Origin of the sequence: Natrialba asiatica DSM 12278, from assembly GCF_000337555.1 — an archaeon.
Lineage (GTDB): Archaea > Halobacteriota > Halobacteria > Halobacteriales > Natrialbaceae > Natrialba > Natrialba asiatica.
This window is the reverse complement of the sequence record NZ_AOIO01000003.1, coordinates 290,497-312,452: the sequence shown is the minus strand read 5'-3', so window position 1 is coordinate 312,452 and position 21,956 is coordinate 290,497. Positions and strand designations below refer to the sequence as shown.

The following is a 21,956-nucleotide window of genomic DNA, read 5'->3' as shown; positions in this document are numbered from 1 at the left end:
AGCCGAGTCCAGCGTGGGGTATGTCATCTGATTCGTCCGGCGGTTCGGTCGAGACCCTGCTCGCGGGGCTCGGTCTCGACGGACTGTACGGCGGCGAGTCGACCGAGAGCCACTGTGGCTGTGACCTCGAGTTCGACGACAGAACGCTGGTGGTCGAGGCCTCGGACTGCAGCGGCGATCTCGCGGCGTCGCCCGCCTGCCGGCACTCCGTCGTCGAGCGTCTGGCGACCCGCGAAGCGTCTTCGATCGTCGTCCACACGGATGGATTGAAACACCGGTACGATCGGGAAGGGACTGCGTTTCTCGGTGCCGCAGGCCGTTTCGTCGAACTGCTCGGCGATCGCGACGGCGAACTCGCGCGGGCGGTTGCCCGGGATCCGATCGAAGGAGCGGCGGGTCTCGAGACGCGGGTCGACGAGATCGGCGACGTGGCGATCGAATCCGGTCTACTGGGTGCCGTCGCCGACGCTTCCGACTATACCGACGTGTTCTCGCCGCGTCTCGGACTGGCGGTCGCGTACTATTACGTCGATCAATCGATTCCGGGGACCGCTCGTCTCGACGATGTTCGCGAACTCGAGACGGGGAGTAGGGCGCGTGTCTACGACCGTGCGGAGCGGGTGCCGCTATATTCGCTCGACGCGTTGGATCTCTCGTTGTCGCCGGGGGAACGCGAGCTGGTCGTCAACGGGTACGAGGCGATTGCGGAGGGGTGGGTCGAAGGGGACCGTGCCGCGTCGCGGGCGATCGAGTTCGTCTCCGACGACCCGGTCGATCCGACGCTGACGGCGGTGTTGGAGAAGCATACCGACGGCTACGGCGTGCTTGAGGATTTGTTCGCCGACCCGGCGGTGACGGACGTCTACGTCACGTCGCCGGTCACGGCGAACCCGCTTCGGATCGAGTTCGATGGAGTTGCGATGGAGACGAATGTGCACCTCACCGAAACGGGGGCGAAGGCGCTCGCCTCGCGGGTCAGACGGACGAGCGGCCGTGCGTTCTCGCGTGCGAAGCCGACGATCGATGCGACGGCGTCGCTTTCGAACGATCGTGGACTGCGAATTGCGGGAGTGACGGAGCCGGTTGCGGACGGGATCGGCTTCGCCTTTCGCGAGCGGTCCGACGATCGGTTCACGCTGCCGGGTCTCGTGGCTAACGGGACGATGCCGGCCTCGGTCGCGGGCTTTCTCTCGACCGCGATCGAGCGGAACGCGGCGGCGCTGATCGCCGGCACCCGCGGGTCGGGCAAGACGACGCTGCTCGGAACGCTGCTCTACGAGGTGACGCCGGATACCCGGACGGTGATTATCGAAGATACGCCGGAACTCCCGGTTAGCCCGCTACAGACGGTCGGCCGAGATGTGCAGGCGCTTCGGACTGGGACCGGCGACGGGCCAGAGATCACGCCGTCCGACGCGTTACACACGGCACTCCGGCTCGGCGACGGTGCGCTGGTCGTCGGCGAGATCCGCGGCGAGGAGGCGCAGGTTCTCTACGAGGCCATGCGCGTCGGTGCGAACGCAAACGCCGTTCTGGGAACGATCCACGGCGGCGGCGCGAGCGAGGTCTACGAACGCGTCGTCTCCGACCTGAAGGTCGAACCCTCGTCGTTCAGCTCGACCGACCTGGTCGTTACGGTCGACGCCTATCCCACGTCGACCGGACGCAGTCGTCGCGTCGCCCGCATCGAGGAGGTCTGCGGTACCGGGGAGGACCTCTGGTTCGAGCCGCTCTACGAACTCGACGGGGACACAGCAGCACCGACCGGCCGCATCGATCGCGGCGAGAGCCGGTTCGTCAATGCGATCGCCGGCCCGACGGAGGCCTACGCCGACGTGCGCGGGGCTATCGCCGACCGGACGGAGTTACTCTCGACGCTCGCCACGGACGGGCGCGTCTCGCCGGCCGAAGTCGCAGCGGCGTACGCCGACCGGAGGTGACAGTCGTGGCACGCTCGAACCGGACCCGCTTTCCGGCACTCGCCATTCGCGGCCTCGCCCGGCTGTACCCCTACGATGTCGACGCAAGTGCCGCACTCGTCGATTCGGTCCGGTTCATCGACGCCCCCTACGACGCCGCGACGATCGTCCGAGCCGGCTACGGCGCGGGACTGCTCGGGGCGATGGTGCCGCTCCCGCTGGTGCTCGCCGACGTTCCGCTCCCCTTCATCGCGGTGTTCGTCATTACCGCCGCGCTCGCGGCGATCCACGGCGTCCACTCCTGGCCGCATCTGGTGGCGGCGTTCCGTCGAACGGAAGCGCTCGGCGATACGCCGAACCTCATCGGTCGGGCCGTCTTGCGCATGCAGATCCAGCCGTCGCTCGAGAACTCGATCCGATTCGCCGCCGACACGGGGACCGGGCCGCTCGCCAGGAGTCTCGAGGCGCACTTCAATCGCTCGAAGGGGACGCCCCACGCCGGCCTGCTCTCGTTTGCCGAGGAATGGTCGGCGCACTTCCCTGCGCTCCGCCGGTCGTCGACGCTCCTGGCGACGGCACAGGACGCCCCCGAGGGCGAACGCGGTCGCACGCTCGACCGTGCGTTATCCGCGATTCTCGACGGTACGCGAAACCGGATGGCCGAGTTCACCTCGGCGATTCGAGCGCCGACGACGATGCTCTTTGCGTTCGGCATCCTGCTTCCGCTAGCGCTGATCGCCCTCGTTCCGGTCGCACCGATGGCCGGCATCAACCTCAACATCTGGATATTCGTGCTCCTCTATACGATCGTGCTGCCGCTCGGGTTGCTCGGCGCGTCGCTGTGGCTGCTCGTCCGGCGGCCGGTCGCGTTTCCGCCGCCGACGATCGACCGGGACCATCCCGAACTTCCGGACCGGCTCTGGTTGCGCACCGGTTGGGGGGTGGCCGTTGGCGGGATCAGCTACGCGCTCGTCGGAGCGTTCGGCCCGGCGTATCTCGCCGAAATCGTCGGTCTCGGGACCGGTCTTGGAACGGCGCTGCTCGCCGTATACAGCCCCGTTCTCGCGCTTCGAAACCACGTCCGAGCGGTCGAAGAACACCTGACCGACGCCCTGTACATCGTCGGCCGCCAGGTCGCCGAGGGCGAGTCCGTCGAGTCCGCGATCGACCTCGCGGCCGACCGCGTTCCCGCCGAGACCGGCGCGGTGTTCGATCACGCCGCCGGCGTCCAGCGCCGCCTCCACACCAGCGTCGAGGAGGCGTTTCTCGGCCCCTACGGCGCACTTCGCGATATTCCGAGCCAGCGCGCTCACAGCATGGCCGCCCTTCTCGCCATCGCCGGCGACGAGGGCAAACCCGCCGGCCGTGCCATCGTCTCGATGGCCGATCACCTCGAAGAACTCGAGACGGTCGAAGCCGAGACGAAACGTGAACTCGTACGCGTAACGAGCACGCTCGATAACACCGCGGCGTACTTCGGCCCGATGGTCGGCGGGGCGACGGTCGGGATGGCGGATATGCTCACCGTCCAGAACTTCGATGCCGTCGATGGCTTCGCCGATGCGAGTACGCTGCCGATCGAACAACTCGGCGTCGTCGTCGCCGTCTACTTAATCTTACTCGCGTTCATCATGACGCCGCTTTCGTACGCTCTCCGGTACGGCATGGACCGGTCGCTGTTTGGCTATCACATCGGTCGAACGCTGCTCTCGTCGATGCTGTTGTTCGCGCTGACTGTCGCCCTGATCGATGTCGTCCTCGTCAGCCCGATGTAGCAAGTGACGGACCTCGACCTGTAATTCGCGTCTCCGCTCTCATCTCTCCGCGACTGGAGTTTAAATACGAAGCCGAAACAGACGCGGTATGGATCTGGACGCGCCGGCTGACGCGTGGTACGTCTACGTCGCAGTCGCAATCGTCAGCGTCGCGCTCGCGGGGCTTGCACTGGGCGTTTCAACCGGCCCACCGCCCGATGCCGAGCGAGCGGCGACCACGATCGAGGGCGCAACAACCAGCGAGTATCCCGCACGTGCCACCGTCGAGCACGACGCCGAGACCGTCACGATCGACCGCAGGACGATCACGATGGGAAACGACCACGGTACTTCCCACGCGAGCGTCGACTACGGCGTCGCCGTCCCCGTCCGCGGCAACGAACGCCTGGAGAATCTGACCGCCGGGGCCGCGTTCAAAGACGAGTACGCTGAGGCGCTCGAAGACGGAGACAGACACGCTTTCGACGAATTTCAGCAGGATGTCGAATCGGCGTTCGACGAGAACTCCGGGCGACCGATCCGAGCCAACGGCGATCTTCGCGCCCGCCAGGTCACGGTCGACGCTGCCGTCGATGAACTCGACCCCGTCGAGGAGCGACTGACGATCGAGGTAACGGATGACTGGGAGCCGATACTCAGCACCGTTCCCGATCGGATCTGGGACCCCGAACCCTACATCGGCGCGATGCGGGTCACGTATACCGGACCCGAAGACAGACGGGCGACCGTCCACATGGACGGGGAGTATCGCCTTTCCGATACCCTCCCCGATATCGTTCCCAATCCGGCGGTTCCCGACCCGGAGCCGCTCGACGAAACGGTAGAGCTAGCTGCCACCGGCCACGGCAGCGCTAGTTCCGTTATCAGGCCACGATCGGACGGTCAGATTAATATCTCCCTCCCGGGTGATTCCGGCCGTCTCAGGTCGTCCCAACCGGCTCGTGACCCTCTCGAGTTCACCGTAGAGGCGACCGATCCGAGCGGCGATCTGCCGTCGGCGACGGGATCCGGCGAACTCGAGTACGCGGACGGATCGGTCGAGTGGACGAACGAGGTCGAACGCGACATGGAGTTCGACCACGAGCATCCGGCGATCGGCCGCAACGACGGAGGGAACTACTATGTTACGCTCGTCGCGGTCTAAGGGGAGAGCCCAGACCGAACCGATCGCCGCGATCGTTGCGGTCTCGGTTGTCGTCGTCGGGATCGGCCTCTACGCGATTTCCATGCAGACCGTGCTCCCCGGAACCAGCCAGTCGGCGACGGCCGATCGGACGATCGACCGCGTGTGGGACGACATCGAAACGGGCGGCGTGTTCTACGCTCACGACGATGCCACCCCGCTTTCGGATCGCGTTACGTCCGCGGCGCTTCCGGCCGGCGCAACGGTTGCGGTCGAGGTGACTGCGGTCGATGAGGGCCGTGAACGGGCGGTCGCGACGGGTGCGTTTCCGACCGGCTTTCCCGACGAGACCAATCGTGCGGATGTCGCTGCACTCGACCGCTCCGTCGAAGCGCACGGAGTCCCCGACGAGGCATCCGTCGCGACCCAGTCGATCCCGGTCGCCGTCGAAAACGAGGCCGACGTTCGAGCCGGCACGCTTCGGGTGAGCGTCTGGTGAGCCGAACTCGGGATCCTCCCGCTGAACTCGCGGGCGGCCGGAGCCGCGACCGGGCTATTTCGACGGTCATGGACGTTGCGTTGGCGCTGTTGATCATCAGCGCCTGCGTGGTGATGATCGGGGTCTATCTCCACAGTGACGACGAGTCCGTCGACGGGACGCGCGCCGATCGAGCCTACCAGACGCTCTCTGGGTCGACGATCACGATCACCTACGATATGACGGCCGAGAACGAGTCGGGTCACGCGCCGGTCGACAGTGACAACTTCGAGGTCCCAGACGGACTCGACCCTGACGAGAGTCCGGAACTGTATCGGGTGACGACCTACGACTCGGCCAGTGCGCTGGTAGCTGAGTCGGCGCTCGTCGGCGTCGAATACGACGGACAACGGCCACTCGCGTACGCAGACGATGTCGAATCGTCGGTCGATGCGGCCATCCGCGGCCAACTGGTCGGGAGCGACGACTCGATCTACGCCGTGGCGACGTGGGAACCCTACGCGAACAGTTCGATCAGCGGCACTGCGACTGCCGGAGACCGCCCGCCACGGACGGCGGATATCTCGAGTACGTCCGTCACGGTGTCGACGAGGATGGCCGGTGCCGACGAAGAGGACTACGAGGCACTCGCGAGTTCATTTTACGACGCGCGAGCAGCGGGATCGGCGGGGGTCGACGGCACGGCCGGCACGCTCGCGGAACTGATCGTCGAGGCGATGTTTCCGGTTGCGGAGACGCAGTATGCACTCGAATCGACGCGGACCGAGAACGCGGTGACGGTATACGATTATCGACAACTGGCACTTGCGTTCGGCGGAGACGATCTCAAGGCGGCTGTCGACGAGGAAATCACCGGCGTCAACCCCGACGCTAACGCTGCAAACGAGCAGCTTGCGGCCGGCTTGGCCGACCAGATTACCGAGGACATGCGCGACGATCCAATTCACGATGAACTCGATCGGCTCTTTGCGGCTCACTCCGACAAAGACGCGTTCACAACCGCAGCAGTACCGCATCTCGAGGAGTACGTCTCGATCGAAACAGTCGACCTGACCGTTTATGTTACTGATCAATGACCAACCGATCCCGTAATCGACGAACCGTATCGATCGCAGACGACGACCGGGCACGGATTCCCTTCGCCATGATCGCAGTCCTGTTGCTCGTCTCGAGTATCGCCATCGTCGCCACTCTCGAACAACGTTCGGACCCGGTAATTGAGCAGGACGTCGGGGTCGTAATGGATCGAAGCGAGACGGCGGCCCAGTCCGAGATTCGATCGGCGGCGATCGACGCCAGCCACGACGTGGTGAGCGCGCCGCTGATCAACGCAAGTAAGGACGGTGATATTACGGCTATCCACCCGAACAACGACCAGCCGGTCAATCTTGAGAACTACCTCAAACTCCGCGTCTACCTCGAAGCGCACGATCGACTTCCCGCCGCGGGGCAGCGAGTCGGTTCCGAGACCGTCTCGACGGTGTCGATTCCACCGGTCACCGCGGACGGCGACGACGGCGTCTCGCCGGACGAAGCGATCGATGCCGTCGACTTGACGATCGGCGATGACGACGCTACTGCGCTCGAGGCCGGCCTGCTTGAAGTGACGCTTCACGATGTGGTGATCGACGCCGAAACCGGCGGACGGAACCTTCCAGTCGAAACCAGAGATCTTTCGGTAACCGTCGGCTCACCGGTCATGCAACTGAACGAGCGAACATCGACGTACGAGAGCCGACTCAACGAGGGCTTTCTCGATGCCGGGATCGATACTGAACTCGAGAGTCTCGGCCAGCACATGGCTGCTCGTCTGTACCCGTTCGCCTATTTCAAGTCAGGCTGGGATCGGATGCACAAGACGACATCACCGGAGAGCCACGATTTCGGGCGGGTACTCGAGCCGGGACATACGGAAGTTCTCACGAATCACGCGATTTTCGCCATTCAGGAGGATGTGTTCGGAACCCGAGACCCATACGCACAACGGACGTTACGACCGGGATACGTCTGTATGGCATACCAGATGGGCGAGTCGATGAGCGGGGGCAGTGACGATTCGGGTGAGAGTGGGGGCAGTAGCATCATCGATACCGACGAGTTCGGAATGGGCGAGGTTACGAACGAGACCCAGAACAACGAGAGCATCGATATCGAAACCCAACTCTGTGATGGCGGTGCGGCCCAGCAGTGGCTCTTTGGGGATCAGGCAACCGGTGAACTCCCCGACATGCCGCCGCTCTCGGAACTAATTCAGGAGGGACTCGGCGAGATGGACGTGATGAACGAGGCCGAGGAGATTCCGATTGCCGACCTGTCGGAGGCATCCTATCGGTACTACGAGTATCAGGTGGTAAACGACAAAGTCCTCGACGTTTCCGAGTTCTTCGAAGATCGAACGGAGGACGTAGTCGATCAGGTTCCGGACGAATACCGAGACGATGTCGAAGAGACCGTCGATCAGGCGGGCACACCTGCCATCGAGAACGATGGTCGAAGCATTCGACGGCTCATGGAAGAACTCTACGAGATCGATATCGACACGAGCGATGGCAATGCGAGGCTCTTCGGGTCCACGCCGTCAGCAGGTTCGCCACCGACGACCAACCACTCGCTCGAAACGTTCTCCGTCGACATTTCCGACGTACACGACAGCGATGCGACCCACGAGGCGTTTCCACACCCCGATGGGACGTCGGCCTCGAGTGACCGGACGATTCACGAACTCGACGTCGACGCCGAACTCGAACTCGACGCCATCGAGATGTGGATGCACGATGATCCAGCTAACGCGAGCGAGTACGGCGAACGACGGACGATAACGAGATCCGAAACGGCGAACGTTTCGGCCCGTCTCGGGCTTTCGATCGAGGGCCAGTACGACTTCCGAGAGGAGGGGCTCTACGACGACACGTTCGTTATTCAGGAAGCCCCGGCTCTCGAGAGCGATTACCTGCACTTTCAGCCGCCTGTACGCGAATCCAATACGAGTTCGATCCAGTCTCAGTCCGAAAACGGGACCGGCACGGCTGGTGTCGCTAGCGCTGTCCAGTCGACGAGTTCGCTCGGCAATGAGACGACGTTCAACGCGGCGCTCACCGATTCCGTTCTCGACGTGACGGACGGTGTCAGCTACTATGGCTCAGTCGAGCGCGATCTCGAGCAAAACGTCGATGCACTTCAGTCTCGGACTACCGATTTTGGCAGTAATTCCGGGACGACGAGGGCCAGCGCGATCGAGTCCGCATTCGAGGAGGCCGTTATCGACGACGAGTTCGACGAGACTTACGAACTCGACGAGTTGGTCGCTGTGACCGACCAATCTGGGCTAGAGACTGATCTCTACGACGAACTCAACCGCACACACGCCGAGTTCAGTACGTGGATCGAGGATGAGAAGAACGCGTATACCGTCAACCGAACCGAGTTGTTAAACGCGGACGCCGATCCGGTGTCGGGCGCAATTGATCACGTCAAAGCGGTCGAAGACGAGTTCGTCTACCGGAATCTCTCCGCGTCGGGGCCAAACGACTCGTTCGAGACGCCGGAGGAATTCCTTACGGCGCAGGTGCGGAAGGCGTACTTCGACAGGCTCTACTCGTATCTCGATGCAGTTGCCGTCCAGTACGAGGGGCGGATCGGCGACATCGAGGACGAAGTCGACGAGATGGGTGAGCCGGCGGTCGACGTTGGCGATGATCTGCTCGGGTTCGTACAGGACGTACTGAACGCCGATGTCGAGTACAATCCCGAATCGATCGAGGGCTCGCCGGTGCTCGATGAGGCCCAGTACGAAGTCGCCGGATCGCCGACGTATCTGACCCACGAGAGCATCTCCGGAACGCAGGACCCGGCCGTTCGGCCGGCGAATGCGACGATCACCGATGTCGATGCCGAAACCGAACACGCGCCACTGACGATTCAAAGCACGAATCGAAACCCGTGGCCGGGGCTTCCGGTGACGCCTCTGCCGCCCTCGATGTGGTTGTTGCAGGTCAACACCTGGAATACGACGATCCGGGGCGAATACGCTCGCTTCGAAGTCGGAGCCACCATCAGCGATCCCGGCGAGACGGGGCGATTGACCTACGTTCGCGAGCACCGACCGATCACGGTCGAACTCCACGACGGCACTGAACTCGAACTCGGCACGAACGAGCCGATCGAGTTCGAGAGTACGACCGAGGTAATCGTCGTGATGCCGGGGGGAGTCGTCTCGAGCGGCGGTGTTCCGACAGTTGGGGATACGGAGCCGGAACACGACGGACAAACCGTGTGTTCGCCAACCTGGGATCAGACCGGACCGGGATTCGATCCCGCCGAGGCGGAGACGACGATCGAACGAGAGTGTGCGTATCCCATCTCTAGTAACCAGTCGTAGGATCGGCGTTCGTTCTTTGGCAAGATGAAGCCGCCGTGTCGGGGCAGCGACAGTGACGGCCTTATCAAACAGTGGGGGACGTTCGAAGTAGCATCATCGCTACTATAGGCGCTATTATCCTGATCCCTCTTCGGAATCCGTCCCGGAAACGCTGATTTCGACGGTGTCTCCTGGCTCGATATCAGCTTGTTCGAGAAGATAGAGGAACTGTTCACCGTTTCCATCGGAGAGTACGCGCGCCCGTATCGTCTCCCTGGATCGATCGAGTTTGGTTTCGATCGCCTCGAGACGCGCAAGGAGCTCGGCCTCGACCGAATCATCTCCCCCTCGTTGCGGACGATTCTCCTCGGTATCGACAGCGGTCACACCGTCGTCGGAAGCCGATGTCGAATACGGATCAGTCGACGGGTGTCCAAACGTGGTCTCGAGTGCGTCGAGATCAACGCCCTCCGCCTCGAGATCGACTGCATCCCTTCGAACGGGTGCGCGAGTTCCATCGGGATCGAACGGCTGGTTCTGTGCACTTTCCCACTGTCGCGTCCGAATTTGCGTTGCAGCCGTTTCTGTGATCCATTCTGGGGCCTGCCACTCCCCTGCTTCGTAGAGTCGATGGACCTCTTGATCGTTCGTTCCCCACGTGAAACAGTGATCGAAGCGGCGCTGAAACCGCTTGAGCGCGTCTCCCATCGCGTGTTTGACAACGACCTGTTTGGGTGCCAACTCGCGAACGACATGGTCGATCGTCTCGATCGATGGATGGTTCCGGAGTTCGATATACCGTGTCGTACAGCTCACGTTCGCAACCGGCGCGGCGTCGCCCGTTGCGAGCTGGACGAAGACGCCGGTTGGGTCGTCTTTAATCGCGTTCAGGAGTCGAGATGCGCTTCCTTTCTGCGGTGACTCCGGTCCGGCGATCGTCACCCGTCCCTGTTCGAGCACTGTCGCAGTCCGCTCGAACACTTCCCGTGTCTCGATCCCGGGAACGTCCAATTCGATCGCGTTGTACAGTTTGGCGGCCTGTCCGACCATCGTGATCGGGAGTTCGCGATCGAGTTCCGCCGCGGTGTGTCTCAACAGTATTGCGTAGTGGAGTCCCGTCAGTGAACTCGTCGCAATGACGACCTGCGAACCGGCGTACGCTCGTTCGAGAACCGTCTGTAACGACTCATTGAGCGCAGTCTGATAGGAGTCTTCGGTCGAGGCGTTCAGAAGGACAGCATCAATATCGAACGGATAGGCCGTCTGGAGTTCCGGAAAGCCGGCACAGGGTCGCATCGTAAAATCTCCCGTCGCGAGTATGTGCTGTTCGCCGTTCAAGAGTTCATCAGTGGTGGTCCGGTCTCGAAAGCGGATGATGAACCCGGCTGCACCGGGTGTATGGCCTGCGGCAACGGGTCGAACTTCGAGAGTGGCCAGAACCGCCGTCCAGTCGTCGATCGGTTCGAGCGCGTCCAGCGCCTTCGAGATCTCACCGAGATCGTTGTCTTTCTGCGCCTCCGGGAGTGTCCGTTCGAGGAGAGTCGCTGTTGCCGGCGAGGTGTAGATCGGTGCGTTATGTCGGACGTTTCTCGCGATCGACCGATAGTGGTCGATATGTGCGTGTGTGAGTAAAATCGCGTTCAGATACTCGTCGTCGCCGAGCGCCGAATCGAGATCGACAGCGCCACCAGCATCGACGAGAACGCAGGCGCGTGTCCCATCGGCAGCCGTGAATCGGAGGAGGGTAGATTCGTTGCCGCTCCGAATATTTGTGTGTTGATAGGAGACGCGCATGCTCTCGTCTTCACTTCCGGTCGACTGTATTTATATTCAAGCATATTGGTTGGATTAAAAATTAGATATAACCAACAAATCGGGTCGTTATGGTAAATTCGATCGAGCGTCGCTTCCAGTTCGTTTGGCCCTCAAGGGATGCTGTCCGATAACGGAAACGTCTCCGCGAACACAGCGACGACCGACGTTAGACGCGGTATCCGACCCGTGCTGGTTCGCAGTGCAATGGAACTTTCAGTCGAACGGATTGGGTTCTCTTCTCGGACGGACGAAAGACTCAGTCGTTGCTCGCTGCTTCCACCCCGCGGTTACCCGTCTCTTGGGTGTCGTCCGGAGTGCTTTCGGTGAGGCTCTGGTGAACTTTCGCGAGTTCAGTCAGTAACGGACCGCGACCGATGAGCGCGAATCCGGCGAAGATCACGAGGAAACCAGCAAACGTCCAGGCGGAGATGGTCTCACCAAGGAGAATCCAGCCGCCAAGTGTTGCCACGACTGGTACGACGTAGAAGATCAGGTTCCCTCGAATCGCGCCGATATCGTCTAAGAGGCTGAAATACGCGATGAAGGCGATTGCACCGGAGAACACGCCAAGGTATCCAAGTGCGACGAGTGCTGTCGGGGTCCATGCGACCATTGCAGCTTTTTCTCCCGTTGCCAGGCTGAGACTGTGACACAGCACTGCGCCAACCGGGACGGCCCATGCAGTGCGTACCGTGCTCGGAAGGGATGCATCCGCTCCGCGGATGAAGATACTTCCAAGTGCGCCGCTGATTGCGCCGGTGAGCACGATCGCCTTGCCGACGACTGCACCACTGAATATGTTCGTTGGGTCGAGATTGACAACGAGTGCAACGCCAACGAGACCGAGCAGCAGTCCGCCGACCCCGTATTTCGAAATGTCTTCATCTGCTAACATCACGGTTGCAAATACCGGTGTCAGGATGGGGTTCAGACTGTACATAATCGAGCTCACTGCACTGGTCGTGAACTGTTGTCCGATGAAGATGAACGCGTTCGCGAGTCCGATCGCAAATACGCCAGCAGCGAGGATCGATACGATATCGGCCCGCGTTCTCGGTAGCAGTTCGCTTCGAGGAAAGCGATACAGCACGTAGCTGGACAGCAGCAGCGCCCCGATGTCGAACCGGAACGCGACGAAGAGAAGCGGTGGAAAGTAGCTAAGTCCTGCTTTTGCAGCGACGTATGTTCCGCCGAAACAGAGGCTTGCAATGACGAAGAAGACGAGCGTTTGCTTCGTCGACCGCGTCATCCTATGCTTCCCCCCAGACTATCAGCGATTCTAGAGAAGCGGGGGAATCCGTTTGCAATGCGATAGAGTCAGTCATCTATCTCAGAGTACGCCGACCGGGACTTTATATCTATTTAGAATTACATGCAATTATTGAAAGAGTGAACAGGTTTGCCTCGTATTCGCTCTTTGATTACTATTCACGCCGTGAAAACAGTTAACCGTGACCGGGACCAAACGCCGCCATGGATTCGGCACTCGACGAGATCGAATTCCTCGCGCTGTCTGCTAACCGGGTCGAGACCCTTCGAGTGCTCAGTCACGACGCGTACACTCGCCGCGAGCTCCAGGCGGAGATCGATGCCTCCCAGCCAACGCTCAGTCGCGTTCTCAACGATCTGCAAACGCGGCGATGGGTCTCGTACGACGGGGACACGTACACTGCAACGGCCACCGGTGAACTCGTCGCCGAAGCGTTCACGAATCTCTGGGACACACTCGACGCGGAAGCCGACCTACGCGAGATAATCGAGTGGTTGCCGACGGAGGAGATGGAGTTCGATTTTCGCTGCCTTACTGACGCCACTATCACGACACCCAGCCAAATGCGACCGAACGCGCCGGTTCAGCGGATTCTTTCGTTACTGTCCGGATCAGAACAGGTCTCGATCTTCTCGTATGCGTTTAACGAACAGAGTCTCGATATCATCCGAGAGCACGTGATTGGCGGAGACCAGCACTTCACCGGCGTGTTCTCCCCGACGGCAGTGGATGCCATCGCGCAGGATTCCATGCTCCGACAACCGCTTCAGGAATTAGTCGCGGCTGATGGGGCCGAGATTCGCCTTCACGAAGACCGAATTCCGTATGCCGTGACGATCGCCGACGATGTCGTTCACTTCATGCTGCGCGACGAGGCGGGCGTTCTTCAGGGGGCGATAGATACCGACAACGAGGCCGTGGTCTCGTGGGCTCGCGAGAAGCACGCCCAGTACTGGCAGAACGCAGCTCCGCTCAGTTCCGCGGATCTCCGCAAGTGAATTGAGATTCGAGACGGCTCATCCCCGAATCGGATTTCCGTCGATTTGAGGAGTGAACGTAGCAAAAGTTCTATCCTTCCCAACCACAGTCGTCTGTCGAGAGTTCGTTCTCGGTTGTCTCTCATCTTCGATTGGATACTCTGGTCGGTGCTGTTGAGCCGCTCCGTTTTCGACTGAGACGCTATGAGGGCACTTCTAGGTGACAGTAGGCAACTAGGTCAGATATAATCGCTTGGATTGGCAGTCCCCTCCCATTCAGATTTCCCGGAGAGTAAGTCAACCTCTACCGCTGTGCCATGCTTTTGGGCTCTGTTCCAGTTACAAGCGGTTCAGTCTGAAGACAGCAAATGGTTTTATCATGCATAGCATATACTGAATCTACATCCGGGCTCACATTTCACAGGACGCCGTGCATGACAAATCTACTTCGTCAACTTCAGATCGGAGGAATCCTCGCATCTCAGGGCCTGAAATCGGGAGATTGATTATCCATGTAGGTATATGGGTTTAACTGAATTACATCTTAATATAATATCCTGACGGTGAGTTCGTGAATATATTCACACGAATCGCTATGCGATTTCTCCTCTTAGTAGACCTTGTGGGTGTAATACCAACGAACACACATGGTAGACTTGTTGACCAGACCGAACGCGCTTCAACCGCGCTCGAATCTCAAGATCCCAGTGCCACCTATCCAAACAGGACTGAAACCGGACGAAGACTGATAATAGTGAGATGATACAAATGAGCAACACCGACATCCATCCCTTCAGCATCGACATTCCCGAGAGCGACCTAAACGACCTGCACGAACGCTTGGATCGCACTCGGTGGCCCGACGAGCTGCCCGACGTCGGCTGGGACTACGGCGTGCCCCTCGACTACCTCCAGGAGCTGGTCAACTACTGGCGCACCGACTACGATTGGCGTGAGCACGAGGAAACACTCAACGAATTTCCTCAATACACCACCGACATCGATGGATTGGAAATCCACTTCCTGCACGTGCGCTCACCCGAACCCGATTCCATTCCCCTAATCATGACCCACGGCTGGCCGGGATCGGTGGTGGAGTTCCTGGACGTTATTGGCCCACTTACGGATCCTCGGGTCCGCGGTGGAGATCACGGTGATGCGTTCGATCTCGTGATCCCGTCGATTCCCGGCTACGGCTTCTCCGGTCCCACCTCCGAAACTGGCTGGGACGTACGCCGGATCGCTAGCACCTTTGCCAAGCTGATGCGCCGGTTGGACTATAACCGGTACGGTGCGCAGGGCGGTGATTGGGGGTCAGCGATCTCTCGCGAGTTGGGCACGGTGGACCCCGAGCACGTCGTTGGCGTACACCTGAATTACCTGGTGACCGTCCCGTCCGGCGATCTGAGCAACCTCTCCGAAGAAGATGAGGCTAGGCTCGCACAGCTGAAGCGCTACAAATCCGAGCCTGCCGGCTACATGCGGATCCAGTCCACCCGGCCTCAGACCCTAGCATACGGGCTCACTGACTCGCCGGTCGGGCAGCTAGCCTGGATTGCGGAGAAGTTTACCGAATGGGCCGATCCCGCACGTCCGATTGAGGTCGATCGCCTGCTCACCAACGTGATGCTCTACTGGCTCACGGGCACCGCAGGCTCGTCAGCCCGACTCTACTACGAGTCCGCTAAGTCCCGAGGCCAGCCGAAGCGGTGCCCCGTACCGCTTGGGGTGGCCGTCTTCCCACACGACCTCGTCCTGCCGGTGCGCCGCCTCGCTGAGCTCCAGTATACGGTCGTGCACTGGAGCGAATTCGACCGTGGCGGCCACTTTGCTGCGATGGAAGTGCCCGACGTGCTCGTTACCGACGTGAGAGAGTTCTTCCAGCGATTCCGGTAAAATAAGGAATTGGCGATGTTCCACGACTGACGCTGTGATGAGCACAATAAAACAGCTCCGACGACAAGCTTGCGACCACAGTGTGATCAGGTGTCAGCCAGGTCGGTCAAGGCCGTCGACCTGCTTCGTCTCGGCAACGAACGCTTTGATGATTTGCTCTTCGGCACGGTGGAGCACGCCACTCACCGCCGACGGGTTGACATCCAGCGCGGCCGCGAGCTCGGTGAGTGAACAGCCACGTGGGCTATCGTAGTACCCACGCGTGGTGGCTTCAGTGAGGACTTCCCACTGACGGTCCGTCAAGAGGTGGGTCGTTTCGATTGGCTGGGTGACCGAGAGGACCTCAAATGAGACATCGGCTCTCTCGAACTCCTCCTTGAGCTGTGACAATCGTTCCCACGACGTGATCGCTTCAATGGTTTGCCACCCGTTGCGCAAAATCATAGGATATTGCGGCAGGATTCCCGCCGTATGTGCTGCGATACGCGGTGCCTGTTCCAAGGCCTCAAGCTGGAACAACACCGACCTCTGATCAGCGCGTAATATCTCATATGAGCTCACCTCAGGTGCTTCATCAAATTGCTTGAACAGAGCCTCCGTATCGGCCGTCTCTGCTTCGACGATCACGCGCATACCATCCTCCGTGCGATGGGCGGTGAACATCCGAAACTCATCGTCTGGATGATCGGTCGAAAATTCCACTAACGTATCATTTGGTAGTTTGATCTTCAGCCATACTCTGGGCATAACTCTTCATCTCCCTGTTGGCTTGTTACCCTGACCGTGAATATATTCACGCGAAATTCCACGGTGCTTCCCTTCCTCAACTATCTCATGGTACCACCAAAGCCACATCGAAACGGTGAATCCCACGAACAGACTGAAAGGAGTCGCACCAGAGACACTCCCACGAATCCAATCGAATCCGACACCAGTGAGTGGCCCGGTGTCGAAGTCGAGTCGCACGACCGTGGTGGGCGCGAATTCACTCTCGACGGGCGGGAGGTCGGCCACGTCCACCGCGGCCGTCTCATCGACATCCCATTCGCCAAGCGCATCCGTGACATCCTCATCGAAGAGGAGCGAGCCGAAAAGCATCACGTCTATCCCGACTCTGGGTGGGTCTCTTACTGCGTCCGCTCGGACGAAGACATTGATGGAGCACTCTGGCTCCTGCGCATCTCGTACCTCTACCACTTGATCGCAATGCGGAAGCGCGAGAAAGATCATTCTGCGGAAGACGCAGTGAATATTGACGCGGTACTCGCCGAGCTGGATCTGAGCGACGCGTTGGAGCACGTGTTCAGCGAACGGAGGACCGTCGAGTGAGCCACGAGACGGCGCTTCCGCGCCCGCGGCTCGCTCAGGCGACGCTGTTGCTGGCGAGTATGCTGACCATCATGGCGGGGGCGACAATCGCCCCGGCGTTGCCCGCCATCCAGCGGGAGTTCGCAACGGCACCGAACGCGGCGGTCCTCGTCGGGCTCGTGCTCACCACACATGGATTGTTCATCGCGGTCGGCTCGCCCGTCATCGGCGCACTCGCTGACCGATACGGTCGCCGGTGGTTGTTGCTCGTCTCGACAGTGGTCTACGCGCTCGCGGGTGGCTCGGGGTTCGTGCTCGATTCATTGGTGGCGATTCTCGCCGGGCGGGCTGTGCTGGGGCTGGCAGTCGCGGGCGTGATGGTGACGGTGACGGCACTGATCACCGACTACTACGAGGAGAATCGCCGGGAAACGGTCCTCGGGAGACAGGGAGCCTTCATGTCGTTTGGGGGTGTCGTGTTGTTGCCGCTCGCGGGCGTGCTCGCCGATATCGGCTGGCGGGTTCCGTTTCTCGTCTATACGGTGGCGTTGGTTCTCCTGCCAGCAATGGCGTTCGCGTTGCCGGAATCCGACCGACAAAAATCGTCTGAGGACCGCCTGACGAGCGTCGACGACCTCCGCCGCACGCTCGCTGGATTCCCACTCGGAACGCTCGCACTCATCTCCGCGCTCGGGCTCGTCAGCCAGATCATCTTCTACATGATCCCGGTTCAGATACCGTTCTATCTCGAAACACAGACGGGAGCGAGCGCGACACTGGTCGGCGGTGTGTTGGCAGCGGCGACAGGCACCGGTGGGGCCGTGTCGCTGCTCTACGGGCGCATCCGATCCTCTATGAGCGTGATCGCAATCGTCGCGCTCACGTTCGCCTTCATGAGCGTCGGGTACGTCGTCATCGGAGTGAGCGGGACGTTCCTCGGCATCGTCGCTGGACTGGCTTTCGTCGGTGCTGGCATTGGGCTCATCCTGCCGAACCTCAACACATGGATCACGGCGGTCACTCCGGAAACCGTTCGCGGACGGGCACTCAGTGGACTGACAAGCGCGTTGTTCCTCGGACAGTTCCTGTCCCCAATTGTCGTGCGCCCGGTAAGCGAGGTCGTCGGTCTCGGCGCGACGTTTCTCGGCGTCGGCGTGGTCCTGGTGGTGGGAGCGGTTGCGTTCGCGCTCGCGGCGGTGTATATCACGCCATCAACCGAGTCCGAACCCGAGGTTGAACCCAAACCTGCCGACCAACCAGCCCGGTAGTGCTATGAGACATACTATGATACCGGCAGCGGCAACGGCGTCTTCTTCGTGGAGATCACCGGCGAGGATGTCACCATCCACAGTCATGTCGACTTCGAGAAAGGGCTGTGAGCAGTACAGGGATGTGCTAGATGTCGGCAACCGATCCATCAGCAATGGTATCACAGTCAACAGTAGGAGGCTCAGAACCGGTGTTCGATCTTCGATGGGATTCGTCCTACGACCTCTCTAATCATTCTGCTGACGGCCGATTCCGATTTTCGCTCCGCTATGTTGGGGCGGCTACGGACGATCCGACCGTCAAAAACCTAATCGGCGACCTTTCGGTTGATCCGGACATTCCCGACGCACGCGCCACGTGGCACCGGAATTACACCCCGCTCGCGCCGTGGATCAGAGCACACGTCCTCAAACAGGCGATGGGGTGGAACGGCGAGACACAACTCGCCGACCACTTCAAAGAGCATCCGGAGTTGGCAGTGGCATACGGGTTCGTCAGTGATGATCCGACAACACAGTCGGAAACGGTGCGTCCCAATCTACCGGCACAATCTCGGCTTTGGGAGATGTGGCACGAGGGGTTCGACGATAACCTCCGAACCATCTGTCGTACGGTTGCGTCCGAACTCGTCGAACTGGCACGTGAGGAGGGTATTCCCGCTCCGGACGATGTTTTTCAGCCCGGCGGCAAAGGGAACACCTCGAAGAGATCGGAAACCCGTCTCATCACCGATACGACCAAGGAGGTGTGGCAGCAGACCAAACCGTTCGTCACCGAGGAATTTTTCCTGAAACGCGGCAGTAACGCCCAAATCCACGAGAATGCCTTCTGGGAGCAACACGCGTTCATGGGCGTCCGGAAGAACATGTTCGCCGAGAGCGGTGCGGACAGCTTCTACGTCGACTCGACCCGCGATAGAACGCTCTCTGGATCGACCCATCGGTGGCAGATTCGCAAGTTGACCATCGAGGAAATGCGCCGCCAGCACCGCCGAACCACGAAGCGCCTCATCGAACGCGCGCGACGTGACGGCGAACTCGTCGGGGAGCTGTGGACGGCCATCGACGTGACGAAGGGTGCGCCGTTCACTGGCGAGATGGACACCGACGACGGGGGAAACGTTATCGAGCCGTACATCCTCGGTCACCGAGACGGGAACTACTACCACCAGTGGGCGAGCATCCAGATCGTCGGCCACGACATTCCGCTCGTGCTTGACGCGCTCCCGAGAAAGCGCGGCATGGCAAAGGACGAGATCGTTGCTGAACTGCTTGACCACGCGACCGAGATGGTTGACGACATCGACCTCGTGATGATGGACCGGGAATTCGATAGTGATCCGGTCAAGGATTCCTGCGAGGAGCACGGCGTATACTTTCTGAACCCGAAGCGGAAGTTCACCGACCAGAACGACACCATCGAGGAGATGAAGCGGAACGAGGAGACCGTCCGCATCGTCGAGCAGCCACGTGAGGACCACCCGAACCGGAAGAACCTGTTTCTGCCCTCAACGAGGGAGACGCCAGAAGACGAGGAGACGAAAAACGAGGAGGGAGACGACGACCCCGATGAAAGGCCGAATCACCGGCAAGAGATGCGCGGTGAACTCGGGCTGGCCGAAGACGACATCGACGGGGATGCCTCTCCACTGGGACGCCTTCTCGGGGAAATCCGTGGCGATGAACCACTGGAGACGGAGGATGCCAACGGCGACGGCACGGGCTTTGTGGTGTTCCAGACTAACCACCCGTTCGTCTCGGCCCGTGACGAAGACGGCAGCCCCTACGACGAACGCGAGCAAATCCACATGATAGCGCGCGTAATTCGCTGGTACCGCCACCGATGGGGTATCGAGAACGGCTACAAGAAAATCAAGACGTTCATGGTGCGGACGACATCGACGTGCCCGCGCTATCGGTTTTTCAATTTCATGTTCGCGTGCGTCCTGTACAATGTGTGGCGGCTGGTCGATCTGCTCGTCAAGCTCTCACTAGAGATGAATCCCGATTACTCGCCGCGGGTTAACGCCAACCAGTTCGTAACGATAGCGAAGCAGTACTACGGTCTCGACCCGCCCGACTGACACTGATTTCTCTTCGTGGTCGCGCCTGCTGAGCAATAGCTCTCTTACTCTCCGATTGTTCCGGCCAAATACTCACAGTCTATAATAATTTACAAAAATTATCGATTTTGAATTCGTTCTGATGGGCCCAAAACTGAGCCGGAAACAGCCGAGTTCGAGCGATTATCTGGCTACCCAATTGCCATCAGTTTCTAGTGTGGTTTTGCAGGTGTACTACCGGTACCGACTCCATGTCTTGCGGGTTTCCGTATGAGGGTGTCCAGTAAGAACGCTGATCTCAACCCCGCTGATGAACTCGGCGATAAACTCCATGGGGCGATACAGAGTTCGCTATTGTGAGGCCACAGATTCCGCGTTCAGATTCCCACGAACCCATAGATTACTGACACCACACGCTTCATCTAAGGCGGAGGTGGATTTGTGGAGAATACAAAACGTTCCAGCGACTGAATCAATTGCGTAATCGTCGAACCAACTCGGGAGAGTAACTAGACCGTGCCAGTTTGAGCAATGTGGTTTCGCCGCTACACAGCTCTCTATTTACAGGGGCCTCAAATCGGTGAGCATGGTCAACGAAAATCACGCTTTAGCTGAACTCGAGCGGGGCAATAGTGTTGTTGGCGCATGGCTTTTGTCTCAAAGTGCTCGTACGGCAGAAGTACTTTCGCGGACGGATATTGATTGGGTTGGAATTGATACGGAGCATGCCCCGTATTCACCAGAGCACGTAGAGAGATTGGTTCGAGCGATTGAACCCAATGCTACACCCATAGTACGGCTGCCATCCGTTGAAGAAGCCATTTCGGGAGCGGCGAAGCATGCTCTTGATTCTGGGGCACAGGGAGTGATCGTACCAAGCGTCCAAACCCCCACACATGCGCAAGAAGTTGTAAGATCGACCTATTTTCCGCCGATTGGAGAGCGTGGAGTCGCTGGTACTACACGGGCGAATGCCTACGGTGAAAACTTCGAGGACTACGTTAATGACGCTGATACGGAAACACTCGTCGCGATACAGATCGAATCACCTCCCGCTGTTGAAGCGATTGAAGAGATTCTCGCGACGGATGGAATTGATGTCGCATTTATTGGTGAGAACGATCTCTCATCGGCACTTGGCTTCCCCGGAGAGACTGACCATCCAGAGGTAACGAATGCTGTCACACGTGTTCTCAATGCGGCAATTGAAAACGATGTATTTCCTGGCATTGCAGGCCGAACACCAGCCATGCAAGCTGAACGAACAGAGCAGGGTTTTCGGTTCTTCCTGCTCGGGGCAGATTTGAGCTTTATGCGTAGCGGTATCCAAAAGTTCCTATCCGAATAGGGAGATATCCCCCGTAGGCGAACGTGTTTCTGACGGCGGCCAAATCCATTCGAGATCGAATAAAATCAGTGACTTGTTTGGTGTGCCGATTCGGTGAACTGGAGTCCTCCGAACCCGAATCGAATCAGGAGGGCGATGAATCCGTTGGCGACGACGAGCGTTCCGAGCAGGTACGGGACTGTCGCGCCGTACTGCTGGCCGAGATACCCGGCCGTAATCGGTGCGAACGCTTCGCCGATGAATCGGAGACTGTTAACCGTCCCCGAGGCGACGGATCGGCACGTATTGGGCGGTGATCGACGAGATGGAGTATCTTGATCTTGATGAATAGCGGGCAA

At 59.9% G+C, this 21,956-nt stretch carries 15 protein-coding genes; 12 read left to right on the top strand and 3 right to left on the bottom strand.

Annotated features, from left to right (window positions below; all coding sequences use genetic code 11):
* The first annotated feature begins 20 nt into the window (after positions 1-20).
* The 6 genes from C481_RS01300 to C481_RS01275 all read left to right on the top strand — a co-directional run bounded on the left by C481_RS01300 (position 21) and on the right by C481_RS01275 (position 9,694).
* Positions 21-1,940, top strand: a complete 1,920-nt coding sequence (locus C481_RS01300) for an ATPase, T2SS/T4P/T4SS family (protein WP_006106961.1) — start codon at positions 21-23, stop codon at positions 1,938-1,940.
* A complete protein-coding gene (locus C481_RS01295) occupies positions 1,937-3,694 on the top strand; it encodes a hypothetical protein (protein ID WP_006106960.1) in 1,758 nt (585 codons plus the stop codon). The genes C481_RS01300 and C481_RS01295 overlap by 4 nt, the downstream gene beginning before the upstream one ends.
* A gap of 88 nt (positions 3,695-3,782) precedes the next feature.
* Positions 3,783-4,838, top strand: coding sequence for a DUF7283 family protein (locus tag C481_RS01290; RefSeq protein ID WP_006106958.1), 1,056 nt, complete (start codon positions 3,783-3,785; stop codon positions 4,836-4,838).
* Positions 4,816-5,316, top strand: coding sequence for a DUF7285 family protein (locus tag C481_RS01285; protein WP_006106957.1), 501 nt, complete (start codon positions 4,816-4,818; stop codon positions 5,314-5,316). The genes C481_RS01290 and C481_RS01285 overlap by 23 nt, the downstream gene beginning before the upstream one ends.
* A complete protein-coding gene (locus C481_RS01280) occupies positions 5,313-6,392 on the top strand; it encodes a DUF7284 family protein (protein ID WP_152422122.1) in 1,080 nt (359 codons plus the stop codon). Before C481_RS01285 ends, C481_RS01280 begins: the two co-directional genes overlap by 4 nt.
* The gene (locus C481_RS01275) at positions 6,389-9,694 is read left to right on the top strand and encodes a DUF7286 family protein (RefSeq protein WP_006106953.1); all 3,306 of its coding nucleotides are present in this window, start codon (positions 6,389-6,391) and stop codon (positions 9,692-9,694) included. Before C481_RS01280 ends, C481_RS01275 begins: the two co-directional genes overlap by 4 nt.
* 114 nt (positions 9,695-9,808) lie before the next feature.
* On the opposite strand, the gene C481_RS01270 is transcribed toward C481_RS01275, so the two are convergent.
* Together C481_RS01270 and C481_RS01265 are read right to left on the bottom strand one after the other, a co-directional pair.
* Positions 9,809-11,467 (bottom strand): MBL fold metallo-hydrolase, encoded by a 1,659-nt coding sequence (locus C481_RS01270; RefSeq protein WP_006106951.1) that lies wholly within the window; start codon positions 11,465-11,467, stop codon positions 9,809-9,811.
* 277 nt (positions 11,468-11,744) lie between these two features.
* Positions 11,745-12,737, bottom strand: a complete 993-nt coding sequence (locus tag C481_RS01265; protein ID WP_006106949.1) for a DMT family transporter — start codon at positions 12,735-12,737, stop codon at positions 11,745-11,747.
* Positions 12,738-12,961: 224 nt separating this feature from the next.
* Between C481_RS01265 and C481_RS01260 the strand changes: the two genes are divergently transcribed.
* Positions 12,962-13,756 (top strand): helix-turn-helix transcriptional regulator, encoded by a 795-nt coding sequence (locus C481_RS01260; RefSeq protein ID WP_006106948.1) that lies wholly within the window; start codon positions 12,962-12,964, stop codon positions 13,754-13,756.
* A gap of 747 nt (positions 13,757-14,503) precedes the next feature.
* Positions 14,504-15,631, top strand: coding sequence for an epoxide hydrolase family protein (locus tag C481_RS01255; protein WP_152422121.1), 1,128 nt, complete (start codon positions 14,504-14,506; stop codon positions 15,629-15,631).
* Positions 15,632-15,724: 93 nt separating this feature from the next.
* On the opposite strand, the gene C481_RS01250 is transcribed toward C481_RS01255, so the two are convergent.
* Entirely contained in the window at positions 15,725-16,378 is a 654-nt protein-coding gene (locus C481_RS01250; RefSeq protein WP_083860866.1) for a helix-turn-helix domain-containing protein, read from the bottom strand.
* Positions 16,379-16,414: 36 nt separating this feature from the next.
* Between C481_RS01250 and C481_RS01245 the strand changes: the two genes are divergently transcribed.
* The 4 genes from C481_RS01245 to C481_RS01230 all read left to right on the top strand — a co-directional run bounded on the left by C481_RS01245 (position 16,415) and on the right by C481_RS01230 (position 21,618).
* Positions 16,415-16,960, top strand: a complete 546-nt coding sequence (locus tag C481_RS01245) for a luciferase domain-containing protein (RefSeq protein WP_241434614.1) — start codon at positions 16,415-16,417, stop codon at positions 16,958-16,960.
* Positions 16,957-18,207 carry an MFS transporter gene (locus C481_RS01240; RefSeq protein ID WP_006106943.1) on the top strand — a complete coding sequence of 417 codons (1,251 nt, stop codon included), beginning with the start codon at positions 16,957-16,959 and terminating at the stop codon, positions 18,205-18,207. The genes C481_RS01245 and C481_RS01240 overlap by 4 nt, the downstream gene beginning before the upstream one ends.
* A gap of 191 nt (positions 18,208-18,398) precedes the next feature.
* Positions 18,399-20,291: a transposase gene (locus tag C481_RS01235; protein ID WP_006106941.1), complete on the top strand. Its 1,893-nt coding sequence runs from the start codon at positions 18,399-18,401 to the stop codon at positions 20,289-20,291.
* A 565-nt stretch (positions 20,292-20,856) separates the two neighbouring features.
* Positions 20,857-21,618: an HpcH/HpaI aldolase family protein gene (locus C481_RS01230; protein ID WP_006106939.1), complete on the top strand. Its 762-nt coding sequence runs from the start codon at positions 20,857-20,859 to the stop codon at positions 21,616-21,618.
* Positions 21,619-21,956 lie beyond the last annotated feature (338 nt).

Excerpts from the sequence above, each read along its gene's own strand:
- C481_RS01300 (WP_006106961.1), top strand. The coding sequence starts at position 21 with ATGTCATCTGATTCGTCCGGCGGTTCGGTCGAGACCCTGCTCGCGGGG.
- C481_RS01290 (WP_006106958.1), top strand. The coding sequence starts at position 3,783 with ATGGATCTGGACGCGCCGGCTGACGCGTGGTACGTCTACGTCGCAGTC.
- C481_RS01285 (WP_006106957.1), top strand. The coding sequence starts at position 4,816 with ATGTTACGCTCGTCGCGGTCTAAGGGGAGAGCCCAGACCGAACCGATC.
- C481_RS01275 (WP_006106953.1), top strand. The coding sequence starts at position 6,389 with ATGACCAACCGATCCCGTAATCGACGAACCGTATCGATCGCAGACGAC.
- C481_RS01270 (WP_006106951.1), bottom strand. The coding sequence starts at position 11,467 with ATGCGCGTCTCCTATCAACACACAAATATTCGGAGCGGCAACGAATCT.
- C481_RS01265 (WP_006106949.1), bottom strand. The coding sequence starts at position 12,737 with ATGACGCGGTCGACGAAGCAAACGCTCGTCTTCTTCGTCATTGCAAGC.
- C481_RS01260 (WP_006106948.1), top strand. The coding sequence starts at position 12,962 with ATGGATTCGGCACTCGACGAGATCGAATTCCTCGCGCTGTCTGCTAAC.
- C481_RS01255 (WP_152422121.1), top strand. The coding sequence starts at position 14,504 with ATGAGCAACACCGACATCCATCCCTTCAGCATCGACATTCCCGAGAGC.
- C481_RS01250 (WP_083860866.1), bottom strand. The coding sequence starts at position 16,378 with ATGCCCAGAGTATGGCTGAAGATCAAACTACCAAATGATACGTTAGTG.
- C481_RS01230 (WP_006106939.1), top strand. The coding sequence starts at position 20,857 with ATGGTCAACGAAAATCACGCTTTAGCTGAACTCGAGCGGGGCAATAGT.